The following is a 25,399-nucleotide window of genomic DNA, read 5'->3' as shown; positions in this document are numbered from 1 at the left end:
TTTTATGATTAATTGTTTATATTATTTTCATTATATACACCTACTCTTATTAGTGATATTAACAACGGGTGCAAAGTAATAGAACCGATATTACCTTTATATTAATTTCTTAAAATCATAAGATTTAATTTGGCGTGTAAATGAATAGGATTTCCGGTAAAAAAAACCTGTGTACTATCAACAATGATCTTTTGATTTCAGCTCCTAATATTTTATCAAAAAATTCGGCTTAATATTTTAATTAGAGAGGCCGGATTGGCTTTGTTGCTTTTATTTTGCCTTTGTTGGTGTTGTTACCAAACTGCTTTTATATTTGGCAAGTGCCTCAACACCTAATGCGGTGGTTAATTCTTCTGAGCCCCAACCATAGGCCCGTTGTGGGTTGAGGTAAAAAAACAGCCATCTGGGCCACTCGCCGTGCACACCTTGTTTCTCTAACAAAAAACTGATTGATGGATGAACTTCCTGCGGTTTAACACCAAAATTGATCAGGGTAGTAATACCTATAGCTGTATCAAAAATTGATTTCCCTAATTGGCCTTCGGCCGAAGCAGTGGCCAATATTCGCTCAATAATTGGTGCGGCCACCGGCTGTAATTTTATTACTCCGCGGTTGTAGGCCCTGGATATCAGGTAATATATAACAAAGGGGTTAAGGTACCATTTGTCGCAGTTGTCTTCCTTACCCTCGTTGATCATCTTGATTAGCGCATTTATAATAGGAGTTGTTTCCGGTATATCACCCAAATAAGCCAATATACTTGCATTAACTCCCAAATTAATATCTTCACCATTACGTGCCAAAAACAACATGCTACGAAACGGTTTCCGCAATGCCCGGATGGATAAGCGCAAAAGCGTTTTATTGGTATGTATTTTGGGATGAAGAACAAACCAGGTATAAAATAATCCACCCCGGGCCCTGTTAGCTAATAGTAGTTGTTTGTTGCTTCTTTCCGGAAATTGTACACCTCTTGCCTTCATAAAACTACTGGCAAATGATAAGCTATCGGCATCGTACGGAAGAACCCATCGCATTGGATGATATAGAGCAAAAAAATTCCATACGCCATCTGGGGCCATTTGATAATGCAGGTAATCCGTAATTTTTGATAGTATTGGCTCAGCAGCAGGTGTTTTAGTCAATGGTATCAAGCATGACCCTATCACCGAGCTAAAAAAAACTGTGCTATCGGTAGCACACCATTCCTGCATCGCATCATCAGGCGCTATGTAACTGCAAAACTCTCCGCTGGGGTATTGGTGTTGGGCCAAATAGTCTAACCCTTTATCGATAGCGGAATCAACAGCGTCTGTATTGCCCATATTATCGTTTAGAAACAAAATTTAACTATCACAACTTGTAAAACTATTCAACCGGAAATTATATGCAAATAAAATTTATATTTTACTACATGGTTTGTACCTTAGCCTAAACATCGTGGTTGTAAAATTCATTAAAGATATAACTTCTTCCCTATTAGTTATTTCTTAATGATGTTACTGTACGATTTCCCTCCCTGGTTAATAAAACTCCATGTTTTTCTTAAGGATGTATGGCTGTAACCAGGCTCAAAGTAATAAATTTCTATAAAAATCTTCATTTAAGTAAAGCCATTAGGTTTATTTGGGAAATTTCTCCCACCGATACCATTTTGTCTGTGTTATTTCTGCTGTTGGAGAACATCGGATGGATTGGAAGTATCTACACCTTAAAACTCCTGATCAACCAATTGGTGAAGCCTGCGGGCACTAATAATACCAATCACATCACCAATTATATTTTGTTGGCCGGCATAGTGGCCATACTATATGTATGTGTTAAAAGCATATCAACTTTTTTGACCGAAAAACAAGCGGCGGTTGTCAATAATCATGTAGATAAGCAAATTCACCAACATACCATCAGCCTGGATTATGGATGTTATGAGGATCCGGTTTACTTTGATATTTTAAAAAGAGCCCGGGAGGGGGTTAATAAGCCACATGCCATTGTATTAGGGCTGCATGAGCTGGTGAAAAACATGGTTATGCTGGCTTCAATGGGTTACATTTTAATTACTATAAACTGGGTATTGCTGCCATTGTTGTGTCTTTTTGTTGCCCCGGTTTTGATAGTTCGATTTAAATTTTCAGAAAAGCTTTACCAATGGCAACGAAAGCATACAGGGATGGAACGCGAAGCATCTTATTTAAGCACACTCATTACCGGCGACTCGTCTGCCAAAGAAATAAGATCGTTTTCGTTGGGCCCCCATCTTTTAAATAAATACTCAAGCATTAAAAAAAACTTACTGGAGTATCAACTTAAACACAATAGCAGAAGAACAATTGTTGAACTTATATGCACTGCCATTTCAACAGCTTCATTTTTTATTGTTATCGGTTATATTGTTTTTGGCATATTAAGCGGAGAAACCAGCGTAGGGGACATTGCCGTTTTCCTGGTTATTTTTCCGCAATCGTTTTCTACCATGCAGGGGCTTGCTGCAGGCATATCAAATATATATCAAAACAACAGGTATCTTTCAGATGTCTTTGCTCTTTTTGACTTAAAGCCAATAATAGAATCTTCTGCATTTACCAATTTCAACAATCAAAAGGAGCCAACCGGTTTTAGCGTAGAAAACCTATACTTTAAATACCCCCATGCTTCGGCCAATACTTTAGAAAACATTAATTTAAACATACCTGCCGGCCAAATTATTGGGCTTGTAGGCCTTAATGGTGCGGGTAAGTCTACACTAATAAAATTACTATGCAGATTATATGATCCTGACCGGGGTATAATTCGTGCAGGCACCAAGGATATCCGCGAATTTAATATCAATGAATATCGCAGTAAAGTGTCCGTTGTATTCCAGGATTATGTTAAATATAACTTAACTGCGAATGAAAACATCTGGTTTGGAAATATTCATTCGCCAATTGATGAAAAAGAGATAAAAAAAGCTGCTGAAGATTCAGGCGCGGCTAATTATATTAATTATTTTCCGGATCAATACAATACTATTCTTGGACGCATTTTTGATGACGGCCATGAAATAAGCGGCGGCGAATGGCAAAAATTGGCTATTGCGCGTGTCCTTTACAGCAAATCTCAACTTATCATTCTTGACGAAGGGGCAAGTGCGCTTGATATTTTTGCTGAACGTGACCTATTTATAAATCTCAAGCAAAGTTTGGGTAATCGTTCGGCATTGGTAATCAGCCACCGGTTATCAACCATACAACAGGCAGATTTAATATACGTAATGCAAAATAAAACAATTGTAGAACAGGGCTCGCATGAAATGCTTCTTCAAAAAAACGGAGTATATGCCAAACTATATGAATCGCAATAAGACAACGGATGGCAGACACCAATAAACAAATACTTATTATTTCCAGCTGCCATGAAGATTGGGGAGGCAGCGAGGAGTTGTGGGCGCGTACCATACCCTACTTTCAATTGGCCGGGTATGGTATAACCATATTTAAAATACGGTTAAATGCACAGCATAAAAAGTATGTTGAACTTGCTAAGCAGGGGGTTGTGCTGGAAGACCTGCAACAAGAATTTGGCCTGTTAAATAGTATTAAAAAGCCCTCGTTGTTGTTTACAAAAGTTTTCAAACGGGCACTAAAAATGGTGAAACCGGATAATACCCCGTATGCCAGCGACAACTATTGGGTTAAAAAGAAACTTGAAAAAATACAACCACAATTTGCAATTGTCTCTCAGGGAATAAATTTTGACGGGCTTAGTTTGGCTTATGCATGTTTACAGCTTAACATACCTTACGTACTTATAGCACAAAAGGCAGTTGATTTTTACTGGCCCACTCCATTAGAAAGACCTGTAATGCGCGAGGTTTACCAAAAAGCTTCCTGGAGTTATTTTGTATCAAAACACAATAAACTATTAACTGAAGAACAATTTGGCATACGCTTACCAAAGTCAGAGATTATCTATAATCCGGTAAAAGTTCAAAGGCATATAGCGCCTATGCCGCACACAGAACAAGGATTTAGACTTGCTTGTATTGGACGTTATTTTTTACTGGATAAGGGACAGGATATATTGATCAGGGTAATGGCCCAGGCAAAGTGGAGGGAACGGCCGATAACGATCTCATTCATTGGTTCGGGTACTGACAAAGAAGCCTTAATAGAAATGGCCGAACTATTGGGTGTAAAAAACATCCAATTTCTGGACCAAGCAGAAGACATAGCTAAACTATGGGAAAATTACCATGCGTTGATTCTGCCTTCTCGTAGTGAGGGTTTACCCCTTGTATTGCTTGAAGCTATGGCAATTGGCCGTACTGCAATTGTATCAGCTGCAGGTGGCAACCCGGAGGTTATTACCGACGGCGTGAATGGGTTTATAGGCCAGCCCAATGAAGTTGACTTTGACAACGCAATGGAACGCGCCTGGAACAAACGTGAGGAATGGGGAGCAATGGGGAAACTGGCGCATGCTTTTATTAATGAAAATGTACCATTACAACCCGAAAAGGACCTGGTCAACTCTATATTGGACAGAATGAGTAAATAACTAATGAAAAAGATTTTTACAACGATAAGGGCAAACGATTGGTGGGAGTATAAACTTCCACCGATGCTTGCTGTTGCATATCTAATCATACAAAAAAGCCATCATACTTTCCTTAGTCAGATACCATTAATATTACTTACGCTATGCGCCATTATATTATGTGCCATTTATGTGAGTTTAATTAATGATGCTACAGATGTACAGGACGATGCAAAAGCCGGTAAAAAAAACCAGATGGCCGCTTACAATATTTTCCAACAAATAGGACTGATATTATTACCATTGGTTGTCGCAATAGGCATTGTCGTCTATTTTCTAAAACCTTTTTCTGTCGCAAACTTGTTTTACCTTGGTTCGTACATTGCCTTCACTTTATACTCTGTCCCTCCGTTTCGTTTAAAGAAAAGGGGACTGCCTGGCATCCTGGCTGACGCGTTAGGTTCGCAGGTGTTTCCAACACTGTTTATTGCATTGTGTTTTTATCAATCAACTAATCAGCAAATAAACACATGGTCGGTTGCCTGTATGGCAATTTGGCTTTTTTGTTTTGGTTTAAGGGGTATACTTTGGCACCAGCTGGCCGACAAGGAGAACGATAAAGTTAGCGGCTTGGTTACTTTAGTTCAAAAATTAAGCGATGCACAACTTGCAACACTGGGCAACTGCATTGTAGCTGTTGAGCTAGCTGCTTTTGCTGCCTATGTTTGGTTTGATCAATTATATTTAATTATCCCCGGCCTGGTTTTTTACTTTATCTATAACCGGCTATTGTTAAAAAAATTCTCTGTTCAACAAATATATGTCAACCCTAATTTTGCGCAGTATCGTATTTTTTTGTTTGAATATTACCAGGTTTTTCTTCCCGTATCAATTTTAATTATTGCGGCCTTTAACAACCCTGTTAATATCATTGCCTTATTGTTGCACTTATTTTTATTTCCATCAAACACATTGCAAATTCTTAGGCAGATACGTGCCTCATTTTAAAAGTTTATTATAAGATATGTCAACCTCTTCCACCCCACTTGTTTCCATCATTATTCCTACTTACAACAGGGCGGATATGCTTGCAAGCGCAATTGAAAGTGCTATCAAACAAACATACCTTAATAAGCAAATTATTGTAGTTGATGATGGATCTGTTGATGAAACCCGTGAACTTGTAGCGCAATACCCACAGGTAGAATACATTTACCAAACCAATGGGGGACAGGGAAAAGCACGTAATACCGGGCTTCAAATGGCCCAAGGGGTGTATATAGCTTCATTGGATTCTGACGATATCTGGAACGATAATTTTATAGAACGATGTATTGAGAAGCTTGAGAAAGAAAATTTAGGTTTTGTTTTTGCAAACTGGACACAGGTTAATGGCGACAACAAAAGCTATGATTTTTTTGTTGAATCTACCATATTAAACAGTTACATCTCGATATCCAATAATACCGACAACTGGATATTACTGGATAATGAAAAATTAAGAGAGATATACCTGAAAATATGTCCTTCGCCGTCCTCGTCATTTATATTCAGAAAAGATCCGGCATTACACTGGAATGAAAACTTTAATATAGCAGACGACTGGAGCCTGTTGCTGGATATGATATTGGTTAAAGGTTATCATGCTGCTGTTACAACTGAAAGGCTATGGACAAAACGAACAGCCGACGAAAATGTATATGAAGGAAAAGATATTATTGAAATATTAGAGTATTTGCATGTAGAGGATTTAAGCGCCCTTCTTAAACTTTACAGGCCTTACCTAAGAAAAGTTGAAATTGCGTTTTTAGAAAGAGATATATACATCAACATTTACAAACTCTATCTGCATAAACTATTTAGCTTTAAACTTACTTCAAACGATCATGTAAAACTAAAAAAAGCATTGCGCACAAGGCCTTTTTTGCTTGCAACAGCCAGCAGGATATTTATTTATTTTTGCGCCAAAGAGAATTTTAAAAAGGCAATACTTTCAGGATATAGCTTTATAAAAAAAATATGGAAGAAAAATTAACCGATTACCTGATTAAATGAAACAGCTTTAAAAGTTTATTTCAAGCTTATAGCCCTTACCGCGTATAACAGCAATTTTGATATTGGGGTCCAATTCCAGTTTTTTTCTGAGTTTTGATATAAACATATCCAGGCTGCGCCCTACAATAACACCTTCATCTTCCCATATTTCTTTTTGCAGCCGTTTCCTCTCTATAATTTCGTTGGGAGACGACGCGAAAATAAGCAACAGGCGCGTTTCAGTTCCGGTTAGCTCTATAGTTTCCTTATTTATGATCAATTGTTTTCTCTGCGTATCAAACAAAGTCGAGCCTAAAGTAAATGTCTTGTTATATTCATTGTTAGGTAATTCTTTACGCGGCTTGGTAGATCTCAAAAACATAAACCCAACAAACGCTAAAAATGGAAGGCCCCCTAAAAGATATCCATTGCCCAGAATATTCATACCCTTGGGTTTAAATTTAATGTCGATGATGTACTGTGCTTTGGGTTGCACCCTTCCTTTGCAAGCTATAATATCATTTTTTTCATTCTCAGATATGGCATATCCGTAGGCTACACTACCGCTATTCAGCACATTAACCACATAATCACGCGTAAGCGGGTCTCTAGCCAACAAACGCCGGGTAGTATTTACCAGCGAGTCGGGCTGAAAGGTAAGTTCATTCTCAAAACTGATCTGGTATTCATTGTCGGCTATCCTTTTTACAGGCAACACCCGTGATTTACTATCGCCCGACTGCAAAAGCAACTCATGTCCTATCCTGCGGAGTAAAATTTCTCTCCTGCTGATATCAAAGTCATCATTGCCCGTCATGCTGAAAGCCGCGCATATCACAGCAATAAACAAAAGCAACATTCCTCCAAAAAGGTATTTGCTTTTCCCGTACAGTATATTTCGGCTATCTAACATAACGTCAAAATTTTATATACAAAGTTTACAATTTTATTTACAATTCCGGTTGTTTAACAAGCCTATTTACTATCTATTTACAGAGTTTACATTTTTATTTACAATTCAAATTCTTCGGGCCAAAAGTTATCAAAGTAATTTTGCTTCATCCAATCGATAGGACCATTAAATAAATTACGAAACATAGGTTTTACTTTAAAATTTGATAAGATGAAAAAATTATTTGTATTTGTCCCGGCTATCCTGCTAGGATTATTCCTGCTAAATTCTTTTGTGTTAAAAGAAAATAAAACAGCCAAAAAAGTAAATAAAGCGAGTAAAACAGTTGTTTTAAGATCTACAGATGGCGGCCAAACCTGGCAGGACATTAGTAAAGGGCTGCCTGAAAGGTTGCAAGGAACGGGGGTATGGGGCCGTGTATTGGCAAATGACCATGGGTTATATATAAATGCCGGCAATGGTTTATATCACACTAACCCAAATGCCAAAACTTCTTTTTGGACAAAAGAGGCATTCGCAGGTAATCAGCGTCAAATTGCTTTTGGCAATAATGGGATATTTGCATACAATTTTAGAGGGCAATTTCTAAAAAAAATAAACGGAACAAATAATTGGTCGCCTATGTATACTGATTTTCAGGAGCAAGCCCTACGCATAGACAAAACGACAGATTATACCTACGAAAAGTTTGGTGTAAAAGAAGTACGCACCATTTTTGAAACTGCCGCAGGCACTGTTTTCATTGGTTCAAACAATGTCTTTTTCAGATCTGCCGATAAAGGAAAAACCTGGAAGGCGGTGCAAGTTGGCGACGGTGCGATGAAATTGGCAGAGTCAAACGGTGTATTGCTGTCTACCAGCAAAAAGGGGATTTTAAGATCAACCGATGATGGTCAAACCTGGGATGATGTGCTTAGTGAATGGGGTACTGGCATCGCCGTGGAACGTATCAATGGAGGATTTGCTGCCATAATCAACAACACAATAACCAAAACAAACAGCGTACACATTTCACTGGATAGTGGAAAAACCTGGAATGTTATAGGTGAAGAACTTCGACCTTCGTGGATTAGTTCATTGATCAGACCTCAACCTTCATCAGATATTTATTCAATTAAACAAGCAGGCAAATATTTAATAAGTGGCCACTCAGATGGTATATTCCGGTCAGCAGACATGGGAAAAACATGGGAAAAATTGGTGCTTCCTAAAGAAAATTTTGGCTTCAATTTATCTGTCTCAGGCAATGTGATTTATGCCATACCAGGCAAAGGGTGTTAAAAATTCAAACTTTCTTGAAAGCTATCCGCTATTAGTGGATGGCTTTTTATGTATAAGCTAAACTTTAACCTCTTTCCATTTCCCCTTTTTGAAATAGTACCATGCTGTAAGCGCAATAATAGTTTCGGCTATGGGTATAGATATAAAAACGCCTGTGGTACGCAGGTCGAGGCCCTTTGATAACAAATAGGCCAACGGTATCTGTATCAGCCAAAAACCAATAAAATTTATCCAGGTTGGTGTTTTGGTATCGCCGCACCATTGAGCGCCTGAGTCATCACCATGCCTAAGCCGTAAAAAATATAAGCTGCGCCCATCATCTGCAAAGCATGTGCGCCAAAATTTACAACCACCTCATCCTTACTAAACACACTGATGATATATTTTGATAGAAACAAAAATATCAGCATAACTATGCCCATAAATATAGCGTTGTATTTTGCCGTTAACATCACGCTTTTTTCGGCGCGGTCTATTTTTTTAGCACCCAGGTTTTGCCCTACCAATGTGGCCGCGGCATTACTTAAACCCCAGGCGGGCAGTATAAAGAAAACCACGTTCCGTATAGCAATTTGATAACCTGCCGATGCGGATGTCCCCCCGGTTTGGGCCACTAAACGTGCCAATACTATCCAGCTGCCGCTGGCTATAATAAACTGTAAGGTAGCAGGCCACCCAATGTTTATAATGGATTTGATAATAGGCATATCAACCGTAAAATGGCTGGCCTTAAATTTAATAGTGCCCTTGCCCTTAATTAAATGATAACACTGGTAAAGCACACCACAACTGCGGCCAGTTAGGGTAGCTATTGCCGCGCCTTTTAAGCCAAAAAAATGGATTAAAACAGGGCATAATATAATATTAACCAAACTGGCTATCCATAAACTTTTCATGGCCATTGCCGCGTTGCCTGCCCCGCGAAAAATGCCGTTGATTAAAAAAATCAACATAATTACCAGGCTGCCGCCAAACATAATGCGGGTAAATATGGCACCCTCGGCTACTACCTCTTTACCGGCACCCATTAGGCTCAAAATATGCGGGGCAAATATTACCCCTGCGGTTGTTACAAATACGCTAAGTAAAAAACAAATAATAAGTGATTGCGCGCCTGCATGAGCGGCAGCCTCGGCGTTTTTCTCTCCTATTCGACGGGCAACTACGGCGGTGGCAGCAACGCTTAAACCAATAGCTATAGAATATACTAAAGTTATTACCGATTCAGTCAACCCTACACTGGCAATGGCATTCTCGCCCAGTTTGCTTACAAAAAATATATCTACCAGGGCAAATACGCTTTCCAGGCTTAACTCCAATATCATGGGTATAGCTAACAGAAATACAGCTTTACGTATGCTGCCTTGTGTATAGTCTTGTTCCTCGCCGTTTAAGGATAGTTTAACGGCATTATATAAGGTTTTGATGGTCATTGTTAGTGGGTAGTTGTAGGTGGGTCAAATATATCACAAAGAACATTTAAAAAAATCAGCAGGCGTGTAATATTTCTTAAATTAAGCCACTAACTGTAAAAACAGCATTGCAATACTAAAGCTATTAAAATTGAGCATAGATTTTTACCAGGCATCCATTTTACCTTTTGCGGGAATCATCATCAAGATATGTAAGGCGTACACCAATTCGCAGGCAGATTTTGAGGATTACTACCAGGAAGTTTGCCTTCAGATCTGGCGGAGTAAAGATAATTTTAAGGAGCAATGCAAGTGGTCGACATGGGTTTACCGTGTATCACTCAATGTATGCTTAACATTATTAAAAAAGGAGAAAAGAAACGGGCAAACTTATTTCACATCGGATGTTTTGCCGGATGTGGTAACTACTGAAAACAGGGCATTTGAAGATGAACCGCTGAACCAGTTATATATGGCGATAAGGCACTTATCCGAAGTTGACCGGGCAATCATCCTACTATACCTGGAAGAAAAGCCCTACCAGGAAATTGCTGAAGTATTAGATACCAACGCCAACAACATCGCCGTACGTGTGGGCCGAATTAAAGAACGTTTAAAAAAGATACTCGATGGAAACCTCAATTGAGAATATTTGGAAACAAGGCTTTTTGAATGAAAAAAGCTTGATTGCACCCAAGATTAACGACCTGTACAACCAAAAATCAATACACGTGGTTTACAGGATAAAACGGAGGATGAAATTCAACACTAACTTTGTTCTCATTGCCACCATTGCCACACCCGTTATGTATTATTCCATGGATGCGTTATGGCAAGGTTTGGTTATTTCTTTACTTTTTCTTTGTAGAGTATTGTATGTTAAAAGTATAATGGATAGCACTAAAATATTAGATCAGGGAGCAACCAGTTATGAATATCTCAAGTTATTTGATAGATGGCTTAAAAATATTTTTTCGAGAGTTGAAATATTAGCGCGTGTTACCAATACACTTATTGTTCCGCTTGCTATGAGTGCTGTATGGTCCTCCTGGAGTAAATTTGGTGTAATAAAGATGTGGACCCAAAAATATCCGGATTTAAACATTCCGTTAATTGCAATAATCATTACTGTAGCCTTTACTCTGCCGATGTTTTATTTTTCAGCAAAGATCAACAAATGGGATGTGCGGTTGATGTATGGACGCTTATTTGACAAATTAGAAGAAACTATTGCCGATATGGAAAAATTGAAGCAGGAAGAATAAGATGATATTTATTTAAAAACAATTAATCAATACCAAAATGGAAAAAAACAAGAAAACCGCACTTACCTATTACATTATTGGAAGTGCATTAATTTGGGCAGCAACAACTTTGGGTTGCGCCTTCATACTTAAAGGATCATTTAATCAGGTCTCTTTATTAATTACCAGTGCTGCAACCATGCACCTAATAATTATATGGGGGCCACTATCTGCTCAATTTAAAAAACAGGGTGCAGCACAATGCTGTAAACAGGAATAAAAGAATGATATTATGAAAGTTCAATACACCAACTCAAACACATTTGAACTTATGGATGGTTCAGATAAGGTAGGGCAAATAAATTATGAAAGTTTATTTTCATATAAAGCTGCTATTGCGGGTATGATAATTATGAGATCACACCCATTGGAATTTTTAGTACTACTATTTCTGTCACCAAAAATGGTTTGCAAATTGCCAATATGCAATGAATTGGAAAGGACATATCATCATATCCTTTCAAAACGGGCAAGAATATATTGTAAAGGCAACCGGAACTTTCCTGAATAAGTTTGTGGTAGAAGATAAGGATCAGCAAAGACTAATGTTGTTTGATCCGGATTTTAATTGGTCAAAATTCAGATATAATTATGAGGTGACTTTCGACAATAAACCCCAGGATATTTTGCTGGTATTGTTGGCTACCTACTCGGCCAATTATTATATGGCTATGATGTCGGGGGCAATGTAACGCACTTACAGATTATTCTTCCTCTTTTTCTTTAGCCGCCCCGCCGCCAAATTTATACCCAAACCCCAACCCAAACCACGCTTTATTTTGATATATCCAGTTTTTTTTATCGTTAAACATTTTATCTATACCGACAAATATACCAATGTTGAAACGATTGCTGGCCTCGTAGGTAATCCCTGAAGCCATAGATAGGGCTATATTAGTTTCACCTTTATATTTATCATTTGATACAGAATCTTTATGTAGATACATTTCTGTTCCGAGCCCCAAACTAAATGGCAATATCCTTATAAAATTTTCCTTGTATGGGTTATTATTAACACGTATTTTATATCCAAATGCATAGGACACTGAGGCATTTAAAGAAAATGGCTGTCTATTACTTGGTACATTAGGTCTGAATTTTATCGGGATAGTTATGGGTAATGCGGTTATATGTTCGGTAGCTAAATACTGTTTAGTGACAGGTTCATCCTTTGTAGGATTTATGAATTGAAAGTATGACGGCTTAGCATTGTCTTTCAATTCATGATTACTTGTATCCAAATAAACTATTCTTGTAATTAATGAATCCTTGCCCTTGACTTTTATCTTATCCTTAATCAATGAAACCAGCCCCGGAATTTTTATAACTTGCTTCTCACCGTCTTTAACCACCGTATATCTTAAAAAGGATGATTCGCTTCTAGAATAACCCGGATCAAGCAAATAAACCTCATCATTATGTATTACGCCGTGTTTTTCATAGTCATAAACCTCTTTTAAAGCTAAGGTATCCTTTGTTTTGTAAACGTTTTGGTTTACAAAGAGCGAGCGCATAAAGGGTCCAATATTACTCGTCTTTTGGACGGTATTACAAGAAGTTATTATAAGCGATGCAAAAATGAGAATTGGGTAAAAAAGTTGCTTCATAGTGATAAGGTTTAGTTACCACGAATATAAAAAACAATTAAATTAAAAAGAAACATTTAACTTTAATTTTAAAAATGGAAAATAACCTTTATGCTAACATTTCTACCAATATTATATATACCTGACCTGCCATTAGGCGACGAGGTATAATATTCAAAATATTTTAAACGGTTAAGGTTTGATTGATAAGCTAAATTAAACAAGTTATCTACCTGAAAAAATAGCTCACAAAGTGGTTTTCCCGATTTTTTGTTGATAGTGGCTCCCGCACCTAAATTAACCAGGCTATACCCGGGCGTAGCGGTTTCTGTATTATCCAATGCGTAAAAGTTATTTTGGGTGACGTAATTGTCCAGTTCCGCTTTAAAATAAATTTTTGACCATGCACCGTAATGCTTTTGCAGGTTAAATTTCAATTCGGACCGTGTATGCAGGGGTGGTATAAAAGGCAAATATTTGGCCTCGCCATTTGATTGTGCTACCAGTTGCATGTTGCCATTAAGGCCCTTAACGTATGATATGCTGTTATTAAATGCCATCCATTTTGCAGCCTGTGGGTGAATGTTAAAAGTAAACTCGGCACCATATAATCGTGCGCTTGATTGCTGGTACTGATAGGTGCTGTTACCCGGCACAATTACCACCGGATTACCGGCAGCATCGGTTAGTTTTGATTGATAGATGTAGTTGTCAATATTGTTATTAAACAACTCCAGCACCAGATCCACATCCTTTAAATAGGCTATCACGCCTATATCTTCCTGCAAACTAAACTCGGGGTTAAAGTTGCGGTTACCCAGGTAAACTATATGCGCGCCGGGATCCAATCCGTTTGATCCTATCTCTGTAATATTTGGTGCGCGGTAACCACGGGCAATGTTCGCTTTTAGCAATAGCCTTTCAGTAATATTATACGTTAAACCTAAACTACCTGATACACCCTGGTAAGCATGCGTAAAAGAGGGAAACTGTAACTTAGCTCCGGCAGTATTTGCGGTAACACGCTGTCCAAATCCGGTTTGAGGATTGGTTCCTACGTAAAAATCGTTCCATTTAATATGGCGGTTATCATAGCGAATGCCCCCTGATATATCCACTTTTCCTATTGTTTTTTTAGCGAATAAAAATGCACCGGCGTCAAACAAATTATAATCGGGTATCGGGAAATCGGTTGCGTCCTTACTGCGGTTGGTTTGGTACATACCATTAACGCCAATTGAGCTTTCAATACCCGCTAGTGTTGGCAGGTTATATTTCAGGTCGTAGTTTAAAGTATTTAATATTAAATACAGCGCCGCTTGGGTTATTTGTGTGGGGTGATTATACTCGCGGCGTACACTTTGCTGAAAAGCCAATGATGCTGTAATACTGCTGCTATCGCCCAGTTTAAATTCGTTATTGGTATATAACCTGTAATGCTGTATATGTTGGTGTAGCGGTGCTATGGTATAGCTTTTTAATTCTCTATCGCTCACAACCGGGCGGTTGGTTATATCATCCAAGTCCGACTCAAATACCTGCCTGGTAAATCGGCGTGTAAACTGCTCCCTGCTACCATCGGGTATTTCCTGTTTGTTATCATATACGGTGGCTGCTATTTGGCTGTAACCCCATTTTTTGTCAGTACGAGCCAAACCTGATAAGTTGATCTCTCTAAAACCTGTATTATATACAAAGCCATCCACTTTGTTCCGATAATCATGCGCCAATTTTCCGGTAGCGCGGAAGGAGTATTTCCAATCGTCCTTTTTATACGTTAACCCTAATGATGTACCTATCATACCGTTGTTGGTATGGTAATCGGCAATATAGTTACCCTGTAAAACCTTGTTTACTCCTACCGGGATATAAGGGATCATATTAATTACCCCTGCCAACGCGTCGGACCCATATGTTAAACTTGCCGGGCCTTTTATTACCTCGGCACGGCCAATGCCGTATTGATCTATCTCAATGCCATGCTCATCGCCCCATTGCTGGCCCTCCTGACGTATACCATCATACAAAGTTAAAACACGATTATAACCTAAACCCCTGATGAATGGTTTTGAAATATTAGGCCCTGTAGTTACCGCACTTACGCCCGGTACACCTTTTACAATGGCGTCAATAATATTATTATTTACGTTCTCATCCATTTCCTTTTTGGTCATTACTGCAATAGGTACCGGATTACTACGCAATTGTGTGCGGCGCGACACACCGGTTACCACCACCTCGTCAAGCTTAGATGTATTGGCACTAAGGGTGATGTTAAGGTTTATAGTGATACCAGCTGTTAAAGTGACCTTACGCTTTTCTGTTAAATAACCCACGCACGAAAACGTAACCTCGTAAATGCCGGGGGCAACGCTAAATTCATAAAAGCCGTTATCATTGGTATTTGTTGATTGTATAGTGTCTATGGCTACATTAACATAAGGCAATGCTTCGTTGCCTGATGTTAAACGACCTTTTAATATACCGTTTTGTGCGGCGGCGCTTATAGATATAAATAATAATCCTAATAGGTATATGATCTTCATATTTAAATATCAAAGTGCAAACATATTTATTTAAATTGATAAACCAAAAAAAATAAAATTAGTCTTAACTAATTTTATTTTTTATGTATAAATAATTACATTTGTTTAATGCATACGCTATCCGAAGAAAATTATCTGAAGGCTATATACAGGCTGTCGCAAAAAGGGGACGAAAAAATCACCCCTACTGCTATCGCGGAGGCATTAAGTAACAATGCGGCGTCGGTGGTGGATATGATACGCAAGCTATCCGAAAAGGGATTAATTGAGTACGATAAAAAAAATGGCGTAAAGCTTACTGAAGATGGATTTAAACATGCCGTACTTATAGTTAGAAAGCACCGTCTTTGGGAAGTGTTTTTGTTAGACAAGCTGGGTTATCGATGGGATCAGATACATGAGATTGCCGAAGACCTGGAACATATAAGCAATGCCGACCTGGCAGATAGACTGGATAAGTTTTTAGGGTTCCCGGAGTATGACCCGCACGGCGACCCAATACCTAAAGCAAATGGCAAGTTGCCTAAAACCTACTCCGTAACCCTGGCAGATGTAAAAGAAGGCGATAAATGCAAGGTTGCCGCGGTAAGTGATACCACCGCATCGTTTTTACAATACCTGGTAAAGTTAAATATTGGTATAGGAACCCAAATTGAGTTGATTGAAAAGATCAGCTTTGACCAATCATTGGTAATCAGTATCAATGGTACCGAAAAAACAACCGTTTCACACAAATTTGGCGAAAATATTTTGGTCAGCTAAGATGCTTTAGCCAATTTAATAGTTGGTATCTCGCGGTGAACGGTCATACCCTTCCTGCTATCTATTTCAGCATATTTCTCTTTCAATTGCTTAAAAAGCTGAAAGCTATACACGTCGTTCATAGGTATTTCATTAGTTAATGAACGGGGATGTAGTTCCAGTTCCGCGTCGGTTACTTTTAAATTTAAATGATTAATATGGGTTAAGCCGGTTAATCTATCCGTTTCAAAAATTACAAATGTGTCAAACCTATTGCCATCGCAATCTGTGTAAATCACAATATCGTTTTCTTTGTAGTGCTTCATTTGTATTTTTTTGTAGTTTTAATGACGCCTCCTTTAAAGCAATTGTTGAGCCAAAGGATATATTTTACTTTAAAATATATTTAAAAACCACGTTTTGAGGCACATAGGGCCTATTTACTCTATTTTTAAAAAAATAGCTTGTGTTATAAAAAATGGTCACTATATTTGCCATCCCAAACGGAGTGGTAGTTCAGCTGGTTAGAATGCCTGCCTGTCACGCAGGAGGTCGCGGGTTCGAGTCCCGTCCATTCCGCTAAAAGAGCCGCAAGGCACATCAAAAGCGCTTAGATTACTGGTCTAAGCGCTTTTTTTATACCCAAAAATCCGCATAATACCTCAGCATTTATGACTCATCCAGCGTCCTATTCGGTGACTGGTTCAGAACACCTAATTTAGTCACCAAATCAATGATTAACTATTTGTAAATCAATTATTTGCAATCATAAAATAGGACCTTAAAACACCTCATTTTATATCAAATTTTTGGTTTAAATAACGCCTTGATCAGGAGGCGATATCAAGCCATATCAGAACCCTGCAGAAATTATGATCCGCAGGGTTCTGGACCCGGAAAATAACCCGGTTTTTATGGTTTTGGTGACTAACTCGGTGACCTATTTTGAAAGTTAAAAATAGGTCACCGAATATGAGGTTAATTGATTGATTTTAAGGCACTTGTATAAGTTAAAATTAGTCGCGAAAAGCGAGTTTTCGTGACCAGATTATTTACCAGGTATTTAAAATTCATTCAAATGAAAAATGCACAAAAGTTTGCAGTCCTGATCTGGGCTGACAAAAGAAAAACAGATTCACAGGGAATGGTACCGCTTTATGCGCGCATCACGTACCTAACCAAACGAACAGAGATTTCCCTCGGCCGAAAGGTCGACCCTAAAAAGTGGGATGCCGAAAGCGGTTATTTAAAAGGCAACGGCCAGGACGCCCGCGATGTCAATGCCTGCATCAATGATACCATCTATGGTATCCGCCGGGCCTTTGAAGATCTTAAACGTGTTGAAGATTTTATCACCGCCGAAAAGATCAAACGCAAATTTACCGGTGAGGAAGAGAAGCACAGAATGTTGCTGGAGGTATTCGATGAACACAATGCTGATCTGGAGAAATTGCTGGATAAAGATTTTGTTCGGGCCACGCTGACCAAGTACAAGACAGTCCGCAAAAAAACCGCAGAATACATCGAGTTCCGATTTAAGAAACCTGATGTTTATTTGGAGTCTATCGATTATTCCTTTGTAACCGGTTTGGAAATGTATCTGAAAACCGAGGATAAGATCGAGCATAACACCGCTATGCGTTACATCAAAAATCTTAAAAAGATCATCAACCTGGCCGTGAATCATCAATGGATGAGCCACAATCCCTTTAACCTGTTTAAATGCACCTACAATAAAGTAAACCGAGTGGAACTGGAATGGGAAGAGATCAACCAGTTAGCTGCATATAATTTCAAAGTGAAACGATTAGCGGAAGTACGCGATACATTTTTATTTTGCTGTTATACAGGTTATGCCTTTGTTGATGTAGATAAACTAACCCCGCAGCATGTTGTTACCGGTACTGATGGTGTGACCTGGATAAAAACCACCCGAACCAAAACTGCTATCGAAGCCAACGTTCCATTGATACCACAGGCCATTGAGATCATTGAACGCTATGCCGATCATAATTCCCGGATCATAGAGAACAGGTTACTGCCGGTTAAAAGCAATCAAAAGATGAATGCTTATTTGAAAGAAATCGGCGACCTGGCTGGCATTGAAAAGGTCTTGACCACCCACATTGCGCGCCACACCTTCGCCACTACCGTTACTCTTGAAAATGATGTTCCCCTTGAAACGGTTAGTAAAATGCTTGGGCATACCAAATTGACCACAACCCAGATCTATGCTAAGATGAAGGATAAAAAAGTGAACAGGGATATGCAGGCATTAAAGGCGCGACTGCGAGTTAACGTTGAGATTGCTGAAGATAAACTGGAGGAGGAACTGGTATGAAAACAGATTTGTTATTAGTTGGCGAGATCAAAGCCATTATAATAGATGCTCGTGCATCAGCTACACGTGCCGTTGACACTCAGAGAACAATGATGTATTGGCATATCGGCAAACGCATTTTTGAAGAAGAACAAAATGGAAGAGAACGTGCTGTGTATGGTGATCGTCTACTGGAGGTATTATCTGAGCAATTACTGCCGGAATTTGGGGATGGATTTGCTTTAAGAAATTTAAATCGTTTCAGGCAGTTTTATCGAAAGTTTCCAATTGTGTCCGCACTGCGGACACAATTGAGTTGGACCCACTACAAATCATTATTAAGTATTAATGGTGATGAAAAAATTGAGTTTTACATTCAGGAAACGGTTAAAAACGGTTGGACTTCAAGACAGATGGACCGGCAAATAAGCAGTCAGTTATATGAAAGGCTTCTTTTGAGCATTGATAAAGAAAAAGTTTTATCAGTTGCGAGAAATGAATCAAAACCTGAAAAGCCACAGGACATTATTAAAGACCCAATGATCCTGGAATTTTTAGGTTTGAGGCCTGAAGCCGCTTATTATGAAAAGGACCTTGAAAACGCTTTGATTACCCACCTTCAGGAATTCATGCTGGAGCTTGGCAATGGCTTTTCTTTTGTAGCAAGGCAAAAGCGGATTCATTTGGATGGCGATGATTTTTTTGTTGACCTGGTGTTTTATAATCGGCTGCTACAATGCTTTGTGATCATCGAGCTTAAAACCCACAAAGTCACTCACCAGGATATTGGACAATTGCAGATGTATGTCCATTATTACGACCGGGTAGAAAAACTGAACCATGAAACGCCAACAGTAGGGATTCTTTTATGCCTTGAAAAGAATGATACGGTCGTGAAGTTCACCTTACCGGATAACAGCAACATTTTTGCGTCCAAGTATCAACTGTATTTGCCGACGGCGGAGCAATTAGCTAATGAAATTGAAAAGGAGATCAGCAAGCAAAAAGAGTTGGGCAACGACGAGCTTCCTGACGGTAGAGCTTAAAAACTTGAGGCCGCAAATTGCGACCTCAAGTTTGAATGCATTTGAATTGTGCAAACACTGTCTGCACAATTCAAATGCATTTCTTATTTATCATCACTAATTAACTTAGTATATTTACAGATATGAATTCCCAGGAAAAAGCACTTGCCCGTCAATTATTTAAAATAAAAATTCATGAAGCCAATGGGGATAAGTTCGAGGACCTGTTCACATCCATTCAAAACTATAATGATGCAGGGTTTCAGCAAATCAAGCCTTGGGGACCTTTAGGCGACCGGAAGAATGACGGCTATAATTCAAGCACTGGTGTGTATTACCAGGTTTATGCTCCCGAAGAAATCAGAAACAATTATCCCGAGGTCGTTAAAAAACTCGAAACTGACTTTGCGGGTCTCAAAAAACAGTGGCCTGATATCAAGGAATTTTATTTCGTGGTCAATGATAAATACCTGGGTGTAAATCCCGATAGTGAAAAAGCGATCAAGGCATTGGTGAAAAATCAATCTCTGGTAAATGGCGGTTTTTTAACGCCGAAGGACCTTGAAAATACGTTGTTCAATTTAACTGATGATCAGATCTTTTCTGTGACCGGCTTTATTCCCGACGTTAATAAAATCATTAACCTTGATTATTCAGCGCTTGCTGAAGCGATCGGACATATTATGGCGTTACCAATACAGGCCGTTCCGGCGAAAATAGAATTCCCGGACTGGAGTGAGAAAATACAGTTTAACAAACTTAGTGAAACCACTCAAATGTTTTTAAATACTGGCGTCCAGAAATTGGGGGCGCTGAATACGTATCTTGGTAATCAAAGTTTTTTAGCTGATGAGTTGCAGGAAAAATTAACCGGAGTTTACCTGGATTCAAAGAATAAGGATTGGACGGGCGTCGAAACGGATCACCCGGGAGACCTTGTTTTTTGGGATATGGTAAAAAATTGCGCCCCGAAAAATGAGGCGTACGTTGAATCAGCAATTATTACGATAATTGCAAAGTATTTCGAATCCTGCGATGTGTTCGAGAAAAACCCTGAAAAATAAATTAAAAGATGCTACTGCCAAGTAAACATGTAAACTTCTCGGAATCCTTATTAGGGTTTGGTAGTTATCTGCTACAAATACTCGATCGTCCATTAAGTGTTGATGAGCTTTGGAGAAAATATCTCGCTGATCTCAATAACGGATTTTATTTTGCTAAACAGACCTTCGACAACCTGGTATTGACACTTATATTTTTATACAGTGTGCAAGCTATTAAAGAAGATAAAGGCCTTATAATTAAATGCAGCTAATTGAATTAAATTCAAATCATTCAAGTTTTAAGCCGGTCGTATTTAACAATACTTCCGGCTTGAACTTTATTGTTGCAAAGCAGGCATCACCCGGAATCAAAGATAAAAGCAGAACCTACAATGGCGTTGGTAAGTCATTGTTAGTCGCTATAATCCATTTTTGTCTCGGTTCAAGCAAAAAAAACTCATTCAAAAAACACCTGCCCGGTTGGGAATTTTTTTTGAAGTTCCAGGTCAGCGGAGTTATATACAACGTGTCCAGGTCGACCGACGGAGGCCAGGTGATCAAACTTGACGGTGAAGAGATCAAGCAAAGTGACTTTAATAAAAAATTCGAAAACCTCCTTTTTGATATTCCGGACGATCTGAAACATTTGTCTTTCCGGTCTTTGCTCCCGTTTTTTATACGGCCTCAAAGGGGCTCCTATGTGAATTTTAACGATCCCAATGAATTGGGCCAACCGTATCAGGTTTTGTTATACAATTCATTCTTATTAGGCCTGAATGTACATCTGGTTCAGGAGAAATATAAACTCAGAACGGAACGCGAACGTATTAAGGGCCTGATCAAAGAATTAAGCAACGATCAGCTTCTGAAGGATTTTTTTGCCGGTAATCGGGATGTCAGCCTGGCTACCCAGGACCTGGCCGATAAGATAAAAAAACTGGAGATCGATCTTTCCAAATTTAATGTTGCTGAAGACTTTTACGATATTAAAAAGGAAGCTGACCGTTTACGAATTGAACTTGATAACGCGCAAAACCAGATCGTTCTTTTACAGGGCCAGGTACATAATATTGAAGAAAGCCTCAAGACAACACCTGATATCAAAAGGGATAGTATCGAGCGTATCTATAGAGAAGCGGCAGTAATATTATCAGAGGTAGCGTTAAAAAAACTGGATGAGTTAGAAAAGTTCTACATACACCTGACCACCAACAGGCAGAAAAGGCTTCTTGATCAAAAAAATGAACTTATTCGACAGATTGATGTCGTTACGGATAAATTTACGAGGGAAAAAGTCGCTTTTGACAATACGCTAAAATATCTTGATACGCATCAGGCGCTTGATGTATTTGTCCGTTTGACCAACCGGCTCGCGGATTTAAAAAGCGAAAAGGAAAACCTCGAACGTTATGACCAGCTTCTTAAACAATACCAAGATCAAAAGATTAAACTCGATCAAAAATTTGTTGAGGAAACATTAAAGACTTCTACATATCTCACCGAGGCTGATGGAGTGATCAAAGATCTGCGAGACTTTTTCCGGGATTTGGCGAAACGCTTCTATCCTGAATCTGCTGCAGGCATAACTGTCTATAATAACGATGGCGATAATCAGCTTCGCTATAATTTCGATGCCAAAATTGAAGCTGATGCATCTGATGGCATCAACAGTGTAAAATTATTCTGCTATGATCTAACCATCTTACTCAGCGGTTATGGCCATCACATGAACTTGCTATTTCATGACAGCAGGTTATTAGATGGTATTGATCCAAGGCAGGTGGCAGAACTGTTTAAAGTTCTGAAAGATTTAATTTTGCCTACCCGAAAGCAATATATTTTAACAATTAATCAAAATCAACTGGAAGAGGTAAAGCCTTACCTGACAGCGGATGAGTATCGTACAATTATCGAAGATAATATTTGCCATGTCCTGCAGGACGATTCCCCGGAACATAAATTATTGGGGATTCAGGTGGATATGGAATACGATAAATAATTAATTGAGCAACATACCATTCTCCTATTGGCATGGATTAGAATTAGTATCCTCTATACGCTTTATGCTACAGTTCTCTTATATTTTTAGAAAAAAAATCCTATCCGACTCGGATAATGTCGGAGGCAATTTTTTCTGAAATCAGGCAAGTTTGTATCAGTTAACCTCAAATGATATGAATTATGGCAGCAGAAATCATAACAAAAGAAGATTTGCAGGAATTTGGCCTGCAATTACTGAATCAGATCAAAGGGCTTTTGGGCCATGCGATCGAAGAGCCTAAAAAGTGGCTAAAAAGTTACCAGGTGAAGAACATGCTTAAAATTTCCGATAATACCTTACAGACCTTGCGGGACAATGGCACTATCCCCTTTACCAAGATCGGTGGGATACTTTATTATAGTATCGATGATATTAACCGGGTGCTTTCCGGCGAAGTAAAGAGTAAACGGATACGCATCGGCAAAGAAGCCAAGGTCGCATAATGAGGGTCATGTCAGGTCATGAAAGGTGATCATTTCACAGTTTATATGTCGGCCTATAGACCTGATCCGCTTTTGCAGATCAATTCGTTCCTGGTTACCGTAATAACTCACTTTCCACTTTGCCTTGGGTGAAAGCTTGTGGATCAGCCTTAAATATGGCCAGTCAACTTTTCCGAGCGAATGACCAAGAATAGTCACTTCGTCCAGGTCCTTAAGGTCAGCAAACCAAAGCCGGTGTTGTTTTAACACGGCTTTGGTATCTTTTTGAAAGGCATAAAACGGAGCTCTTGAAGCATTTTGAGAATCTGTATACATAGTTCGTGTGGGTTCCCCATCTTCATCAAAAGTTGGGGTATCGGCATGGTCAGAAACCTCGGAATGCCCAAAGATCATTTCACCATCATAGGCATTGGCATTATTGTGAATATACAAGATCCTTTCTTTGGGTATGCTGTACAATTCTTCCAGGGTGTCGGTATAGTTAAAATTGATAAATAAAGCACCCGTATTTATATTTACCGGAATATAGGATGAACGGTCTATCTCCTCAAAATCAAAGGTTCCTATCCAGTCCGTAAACTGTTCGCGAATATCCGTTACCAAATTATCGGCTTCCTCAGTTACTTCATCCTCCAGTCCATACAATTCACTTAACTTAAAGGATTCGGATGTTACATCGATATGGTTATAAGTATCCATGAAACCCTCATGGTCGAATTTGCAAAGGTCCTGTTCAAAGTTTCGCCACAAATAATTTTGATCAACTTCAAAATCGAAGTAAGCATCAAGGCGGTTTAAAAGTTCGGGCGCGAATTCAGAAACATACTGATGAAAGTCAGCATACCTGGAAGGTAAACCATGGTACAGGTCGAAGCCATTGCCAATGATGTAGAGGCTTTTCATTTTCTAATTTTCTAAATTATTATCAGTTGTTGATACACCAATCTTTGCAAAGCCTGGAATTAATTTTGTAAACGCCTTTTTTGCTGGGCCGTGGCGTAAGAAATAATGATCGATCGTATAGCCACGGAAGCCTGCATGGGTCAGCACCAGCTTGTAGATGAGCGATAACTGACGGTGCATGATCCGCATCATTTCTTCGCCCTCGATATTCCTGATATCGCCATGCATAAAGGTATTCCGGAGAGCCAAAAGCTCGGCTTCTTGATCTGTTATAGGAGCGATCGCTTCAAATACGTTCCGGAATTTTTGCAGGTGTGGGCGGTTGCTGTAATCTTTGGGCAATTGGTCCTTTACCTGTTCATAATAAGTTTTCCGGAGTACTTCCATAACGATAAAAAAGCAGTTATTCCTGATCAGTAGCGACTGGCTGCTTTCGTTGGCATCATTTAATAACACCAACGCATATTTGATATGATGATCATCCAAAACCTGCCGTGCCAGCTCTGTGATGGTCGGTATATCTAAAGGGATCAGCGTTTTATTTTTATAGAGCTTTTCAGCCAATGGACGGCCTATCATTTCTTCATATCCAAAAGGGATCCATACCAAAGCCTGATAAACCGAAGAACCTCCTTTTCTAAGTGACCGGTAATGAAATGAGTTTCCCGGCCTGCTATTAGCTGTCTTTACCCGGAAACTAAATACTTCATTTTGCAGGAACTCACCGCTGACAAATCCTAAAGCAACCAGCAAGGCATAGGATAATTCATTGAAGACCTCGTAAGCTACAGGAACTAAAGCGGCTACGATAATATAATGGTCCTCCTGTACCAGGCGTAAATTACCCCCCTTAAGACAGATATCTATTGCGCCGATATTCCCAAAGAGCTGGTAGAGTAACTGATTGCTGCGGGATAAGTAATAGCTTCGGAAGCAACCCGGGCGACTGGTCCAGTTCGCGCTCCTGAATTCCTCCACAATCCCTTCAGTATATCTTGATGCCCAGCCCTCACGAACATCAACCGTATTGCGCTGCGCGGTCGTCCGTCCGGCAACTTTTATCGAAAGGTCACCTGCCTCAAAAGGAAAACCAGGTTCCTCAGATAAACTGTCGTTTATGGCGCCCAATCTAAATATACGGCGTCCGTCAACCCTTTCAATCTCGGCACCGATATGTTTTCCTTTAAATTTCGCCTGGCCATCCAGCGTGCTGTTAAATAGTTCCAGTTGCGCGATCTCCTGATCCACCCGCATCCACCATTCCTTATCTTTCTTCTTTCCCATAGCT

The 25,399-nt window shown here is 39.2% G+C and carries 25 protein-coding genes and 1 tRNA gene; 17 read left to right on the top strand and 9 right to left on the bottom strand.

Annotated features, from left to right (window positions below; genetic code table 11):
* Positions 1-270: 270 nt before the first annotated feature.
* On the bottom strand, positions 271-1,326 hold the full coding sequence (locus tag ACYVJ6_RS01540) for a hypothetical protein (protein WP_460692265.1): 1,056 nt from the start codon (positions 1,324-1,326) through the stop codon (positions 271-273).
* Between the two features lie 335 nt (positions 1,327-1,661).
* Here ACYVJ6_RS01540 and ACYVJ6_RS01535 point away from each other — a divergent pair, with 335 nt between their 5' ends.
* The 4 genes from ACYVJ6_RS01535 to ACYVJ6_RS01520 are packed head-to-tail and all read left to right on the top strand — an operon-like array spanning position 1,662 to position 6,554.
* A complete protein-coding gene (locus tag ACYVJ6_RS01535) occupies positions 1,662-3,344 on the top strand; it encodes an ABC transporter ATP-binding protein (RefSeq protein WP_460693291.1) in 1,683 nt (560 codons plus the stop codon).
* An 8-nt stretch (positions 3,345-3,352) separates the two neighbouring features.
* The gene (locus tag ACYVJ6_RS01530) at positions 3,353-4,540 is read left to right on the top strand and encodes a glycosyltransferase family 4 protein (RefSeq protein WP_460692264.1); all 1,188 of its coding nucleotides are present in this window, start codon (positions 3,353-3,355) and stop codon (positions 4,538-4,540) included.
* A 3-nt stretch (positions 4,541-4,543) separates the two neighbouring features.
* Positions 4,544-5,527 (top strand): UbiA family prenyltransferase, encoded by a 984-nt coding sequence (locus tag ACYVJ6_RS01525; protein ID WP_460692263.1) that lies wholly within the window; start codon positions 4,544-4,546, stop codon positions 5,525-5,527.
* A 16-nt stretch (positions 5,528-5,543) separates the two neighbouring features.
* A complete protein-coding gene (locus ACYVJ6_RS01520; protein WP_460692262.1) occupies positions 5,544-6,554 on the top strand; it encodes a glycosyltransferase family 2 protein in 1,011 nt (336 codons plus the stop codon).
* A gap of 27 nt (positions 6,555-6,581) precedes the next feature.
* Here the strand turns inward: ACYVJ6_RS01520 and ACYVJ6_RS01515 are convergent, their stop codons facing one another.
* On the bottom strand, positions 6,582-7,466 hold the full coding sequence (locus ACYVJ6_RS01515) for a winged helix-turn-helix domain-containing protein (RefSeq protein WP_460692261.1): 885 nt from the start codon (positions 7,464-7,466) through the stop codon (positions 6,582-6,584).
* Between the two features lie 210 nt (positions 7,467-7,676).
* Here ACYVJ6_RS01515 and ACYVJ6_RS01510 point away from each other — a divergent pair, with 210 nt between their 5' ends.
* Positions 7,677-8,747, top strand: a complete 1,071-nt coding sequence (locus tag ACYVJ6_RS01510; protein ID WP_460692260.1) for a WD40/YVTN/BNR-like repeat-containing protein — start codon at positions 7,677-7,679, stop codon at positions 8,745-8,747.
* Positions 8,748-8,804: 57 nt separating this feature from the next.
* Here the strand turns inward: ACYVJ6_RS01510 and ACYVJ6_RS01505 are convergent, their stop codons facing one another.
* Both ACYVJ6_RS01505 and ACYVJ6_RS01500 read right to left on the bottom strand, forming a co-directional pair.
* Positions 8,805-8,942: a hypothetical protein gene (locus tag ACYVJ6_RS01505; protein WP_460692259.1), complete on the bottom strand. Its 138-nt coding sequence runs from the start codon at positions 8,940-8,942 to the stop codon at positions 8,805-8,807.
* 32 nt (positions 8,943-8,974) lie between these two features.
* Positions 8,975-10,180: an MATE family efflux transporter gene (locus ACYVJ6_RS01500; RefSeq protein WP_460692258.1), complete on the bottom strand. Its 1,206-nt coding sequence runs from the start codon at positions 10,178-10,180 to the stop codon at positions 8,975-8,977.
* A gap of 130 nt (positions 10,181-10,310) precedes the next feature.
* On the opposite strand from ACYVJ6_RS01500, the gene ACYVJ6_RS01495 reads away from it, so the two are divergent.
* The 4 genes from ACYVJ6_RS01495 to ACYVJ6_RS01480 all read left to right on the top strand — a co-directional run bounded on the left by ACYVJ6_RS01495 (position 10,311) and on the right by ACYVJ6_RS01480 (position 12,155).
* The gene (locus ACYVJ6_RS01495; RefSeq protein ID WP_460692257.1) at positions 10,311-10,805 is read left to right on the top strand and encodes an RNA polymerase sigma factor; all 495 of its coding nucleotides are present in this window, start codon (positions 10,311-10,313) and stop codon (positions 10,803-10,805) included.
* Positions 10,789-11,424 (top strand): hypothetical protein, encoded by a 636-nt coding sequence (locus ACYVJ6_RS01490; protein WP_460692256.1) that lies wholly within the window; start codon positions 10,789-10,791, stop codon positions 11,422-11,424. The genes ACYVJ6_RS01495 and ACYVJ6_RS01490 overlap by 17 nt, the downstream gene beginning before the upstream one ends.
* Positions 11,425-11,461: 37 nt before the next feature.
* Positions 11,462-11,683 carry a hypothetical protein gene (locus ACYVJ6_RS01485; RefSeq protein WP_460692255.1) on the top strand — a complete coding sequence of 74 codons (222 nt, stop codon included), beginning with the start codon at positions 11,462-11,464 and terminating at the stop codon, positions 11,681-11,683.
* Positions 11,684-11,891: 208 nt separating this feature from the next.
* Entirely contained in the window at positions 11,892-12,155 is a 264-nt protein-coding gene (locus tag ACYVJ6_RS01480) for a hypothetical protein (protein ID WP_460692254.1), read from the top strand.
* Positions 12,156-12,167: 12 nt separating this feature from the next.
* On the opposite strand, the gene ACYVJ6_RS01475 is transcribed toward ACYVJ6_RS01480, so the two are convergent.
* On the bottom strand, positions 12,168-13,070 hold the full coding sequence (locus tag ACYVJ6_RS01475) for a hypothetical protein (protein ID WP_460692253.1): 903 nt from the start codon (positions 13,068-13,070) through the stop codon (positions 12,168-12,170).
* A gap of 68 nt (positions 13,071-13,138) precedes the next feature.
* The gene (locus tag ACYVJ6_RS01470) at positions 13,139-15,595 is read right to left on the bottom strand and encodes a TonB-dependent receptor (protein ID WP_460692252.1); all 2,457 of its coding nucleotides are present in this window, start codon (positions 15,593-15,595) and stop codon (positions 13,139-13,141) included.
* A 108-nt stretch (positions 15,596-15,703) separates the two neighbouring features.
* Between ACYVJ6_RS01470 and ACYVJ6_RS01465 the strand changes: the two genes are divergently transcribed.
* The gene (locus tag ACYVJ6_RS01465; RefSeq protein ID WP_460692251.1) at positions 15,704-16,357 is read left to right on the top strand and encodes a metal-dependent transcriptional regulator; all 654 of its coding nucleotides are present in this window, start codon (positions 15,704-15,706) and stop codon (positions 16,355-16,357) included.
* Here the strand turns inward: ACYVJ6_RS01465 and ACYVJ6_RS01460 are convergent.
* Positions 16,354-16,662 (bottom strand): hypothetical protein, encoded by a 309-nt coding sequence (locus ACYVJ6_RS01460; protein WP_460692250.1) that lies wholly within the window; start codon positions 16,660-16,662, stop codon positions 16,354-16,356. The genes ACYVJ6_RS01465 and ACYVJ6_RS01460 overlap by 4 nt on opposite strands.
* A gap of 179 nt (positions 16,663-16,841) precedes the next feature.
* On the opposite strand from ACYVJ6_RS01460, the gene ACYVJ6_RS01455 reads away from it, so the two are divergent.
* The 7 genes from ACYVJ6_RS01455 to ACYVJ6_RS01425 all read left to right on the top strand — a co-directional run bounded on the left by ACYVJ6_RS01455 (position 16,842) and on the right by ACYVJ6_RS01425 (position 23,208).
* Positions 16,842-16,915 (top strand) — tRNA-Asp (locus ACYVJ6_RS01455).
* A 499-nt stretch (positions 16,916-17,414) separates the two neighbouring features.
* Positions 17,415-18,677, top strand: coding sequence for a site-specific integrase (locus tag ACYVJ6_RS01450; protein ID WP_460692249.1), 1,263 nt, complete (start codon positions 17,415-17,417; stop codon positions 18,675-18,677).
* The gene (locus ACYVJ6_RS01445) at positions 18,674-19,702 is read left to right on the top strand and encodes a PDDEXK nuclease domain-containing protein (RefSeq protein ID WP_460692248.1); all 1,029 of its coding nucleotides are present in this window, start codon (positions 18,674-18,676) and stop codon (positions 19,700-19,702) included. The genes ACYVJ6_RS01450 and ACYVJ6_RS01445 overlap by 4 nt, the downstream gene beginning before the upstream one ends.
* Positions 19,703-19,824: 122 nt before the next feature.
* Entirely contained in the window at positions 19,825-20,745 is a 921-nt protein-coding gene (locus ACYVJ6_RS01440) for a hypothetical protein (protein WP_460692247.1), read from the top strand.
* Between the two features lie 8 nt (positions 20,746-20,753).
* Positions 20,754-20,996 carry an ABC-three component system middle component 6 gene (locus ACYVJ6_RS01435; RefSeq protein WP_460692246.1) on the top strand — a complete coding sequence of 81 codons (243 nt, stop codon included), beginning with the start codon at positions 20,754-20,756 and terminating at the stop codon, positions 20,994-20,996.
* On the top strand, positions 20,987-22,723 hold the full coding sequence (locus ACYVJ6_RS01430; protein WP_460692245.1) for a DUF2326 domain-containing protein: 1,737 nt from the start codon (positions 20,987-20,989) through the stop codon (positions 22,721-22,723). The genes ACYVJ6_RS01435 and ACYVJ6_RS01430 overlap by 10 nt, the downstream gene beginning before the upstream one ends.
* Positions 22,724-22,905: 182 nt before the next feature.
* A complete protein-coding gene (locus ACYVJ6_RS01425) occupies positions 22,906-23,208 on the top strand; it encodes a helix-turn-helix domain-containing protein (protein WP_460692244.1) in 303 nt (100 codons plus the stop codon).
* Between the two features lie 6 nt (positions 23,209-23,214).
* On the opposite strand, the gene ACYVJ6_RS01420 is transcribed toward ACYVJ6_RS01425, so the two are convergent.
* On the bottom strand, positions 23,215-24,111 hold the full coding sequence (locus ACYVJ6_RS01420) for a bacteriophage abortive infection AbiH family protein (RefSeq protein WP_460692243.1): 897 nt from the start codon (positions 24,109-24,111) through the stop codon (positions 23,215-23,217).
* Between the two features lie 3 nt (positions 24,112-24,114).
* Positions 24,115-25,395 (bottom strand): hypothetical protein, encoded by a 1,281-nt coding sequence (locus tag ACYVJ6_RS01415; RefSeq protein WP_460692242.1) that lies wholly within the window; start codon positions 25,393-25,395, stop codon positions 24,115-24,117.
* Positions 25,396-25,399: the final 4 nt, after the last annotated feature.

The organism is Mucilaginibacter puniceus, assembly GCF_054783175.1.
The sequence above is the reverse complement of the archived record's forward strand: the minus strand, read 5'-3'. Positions and strand labels throughout refer to the sequence as shown.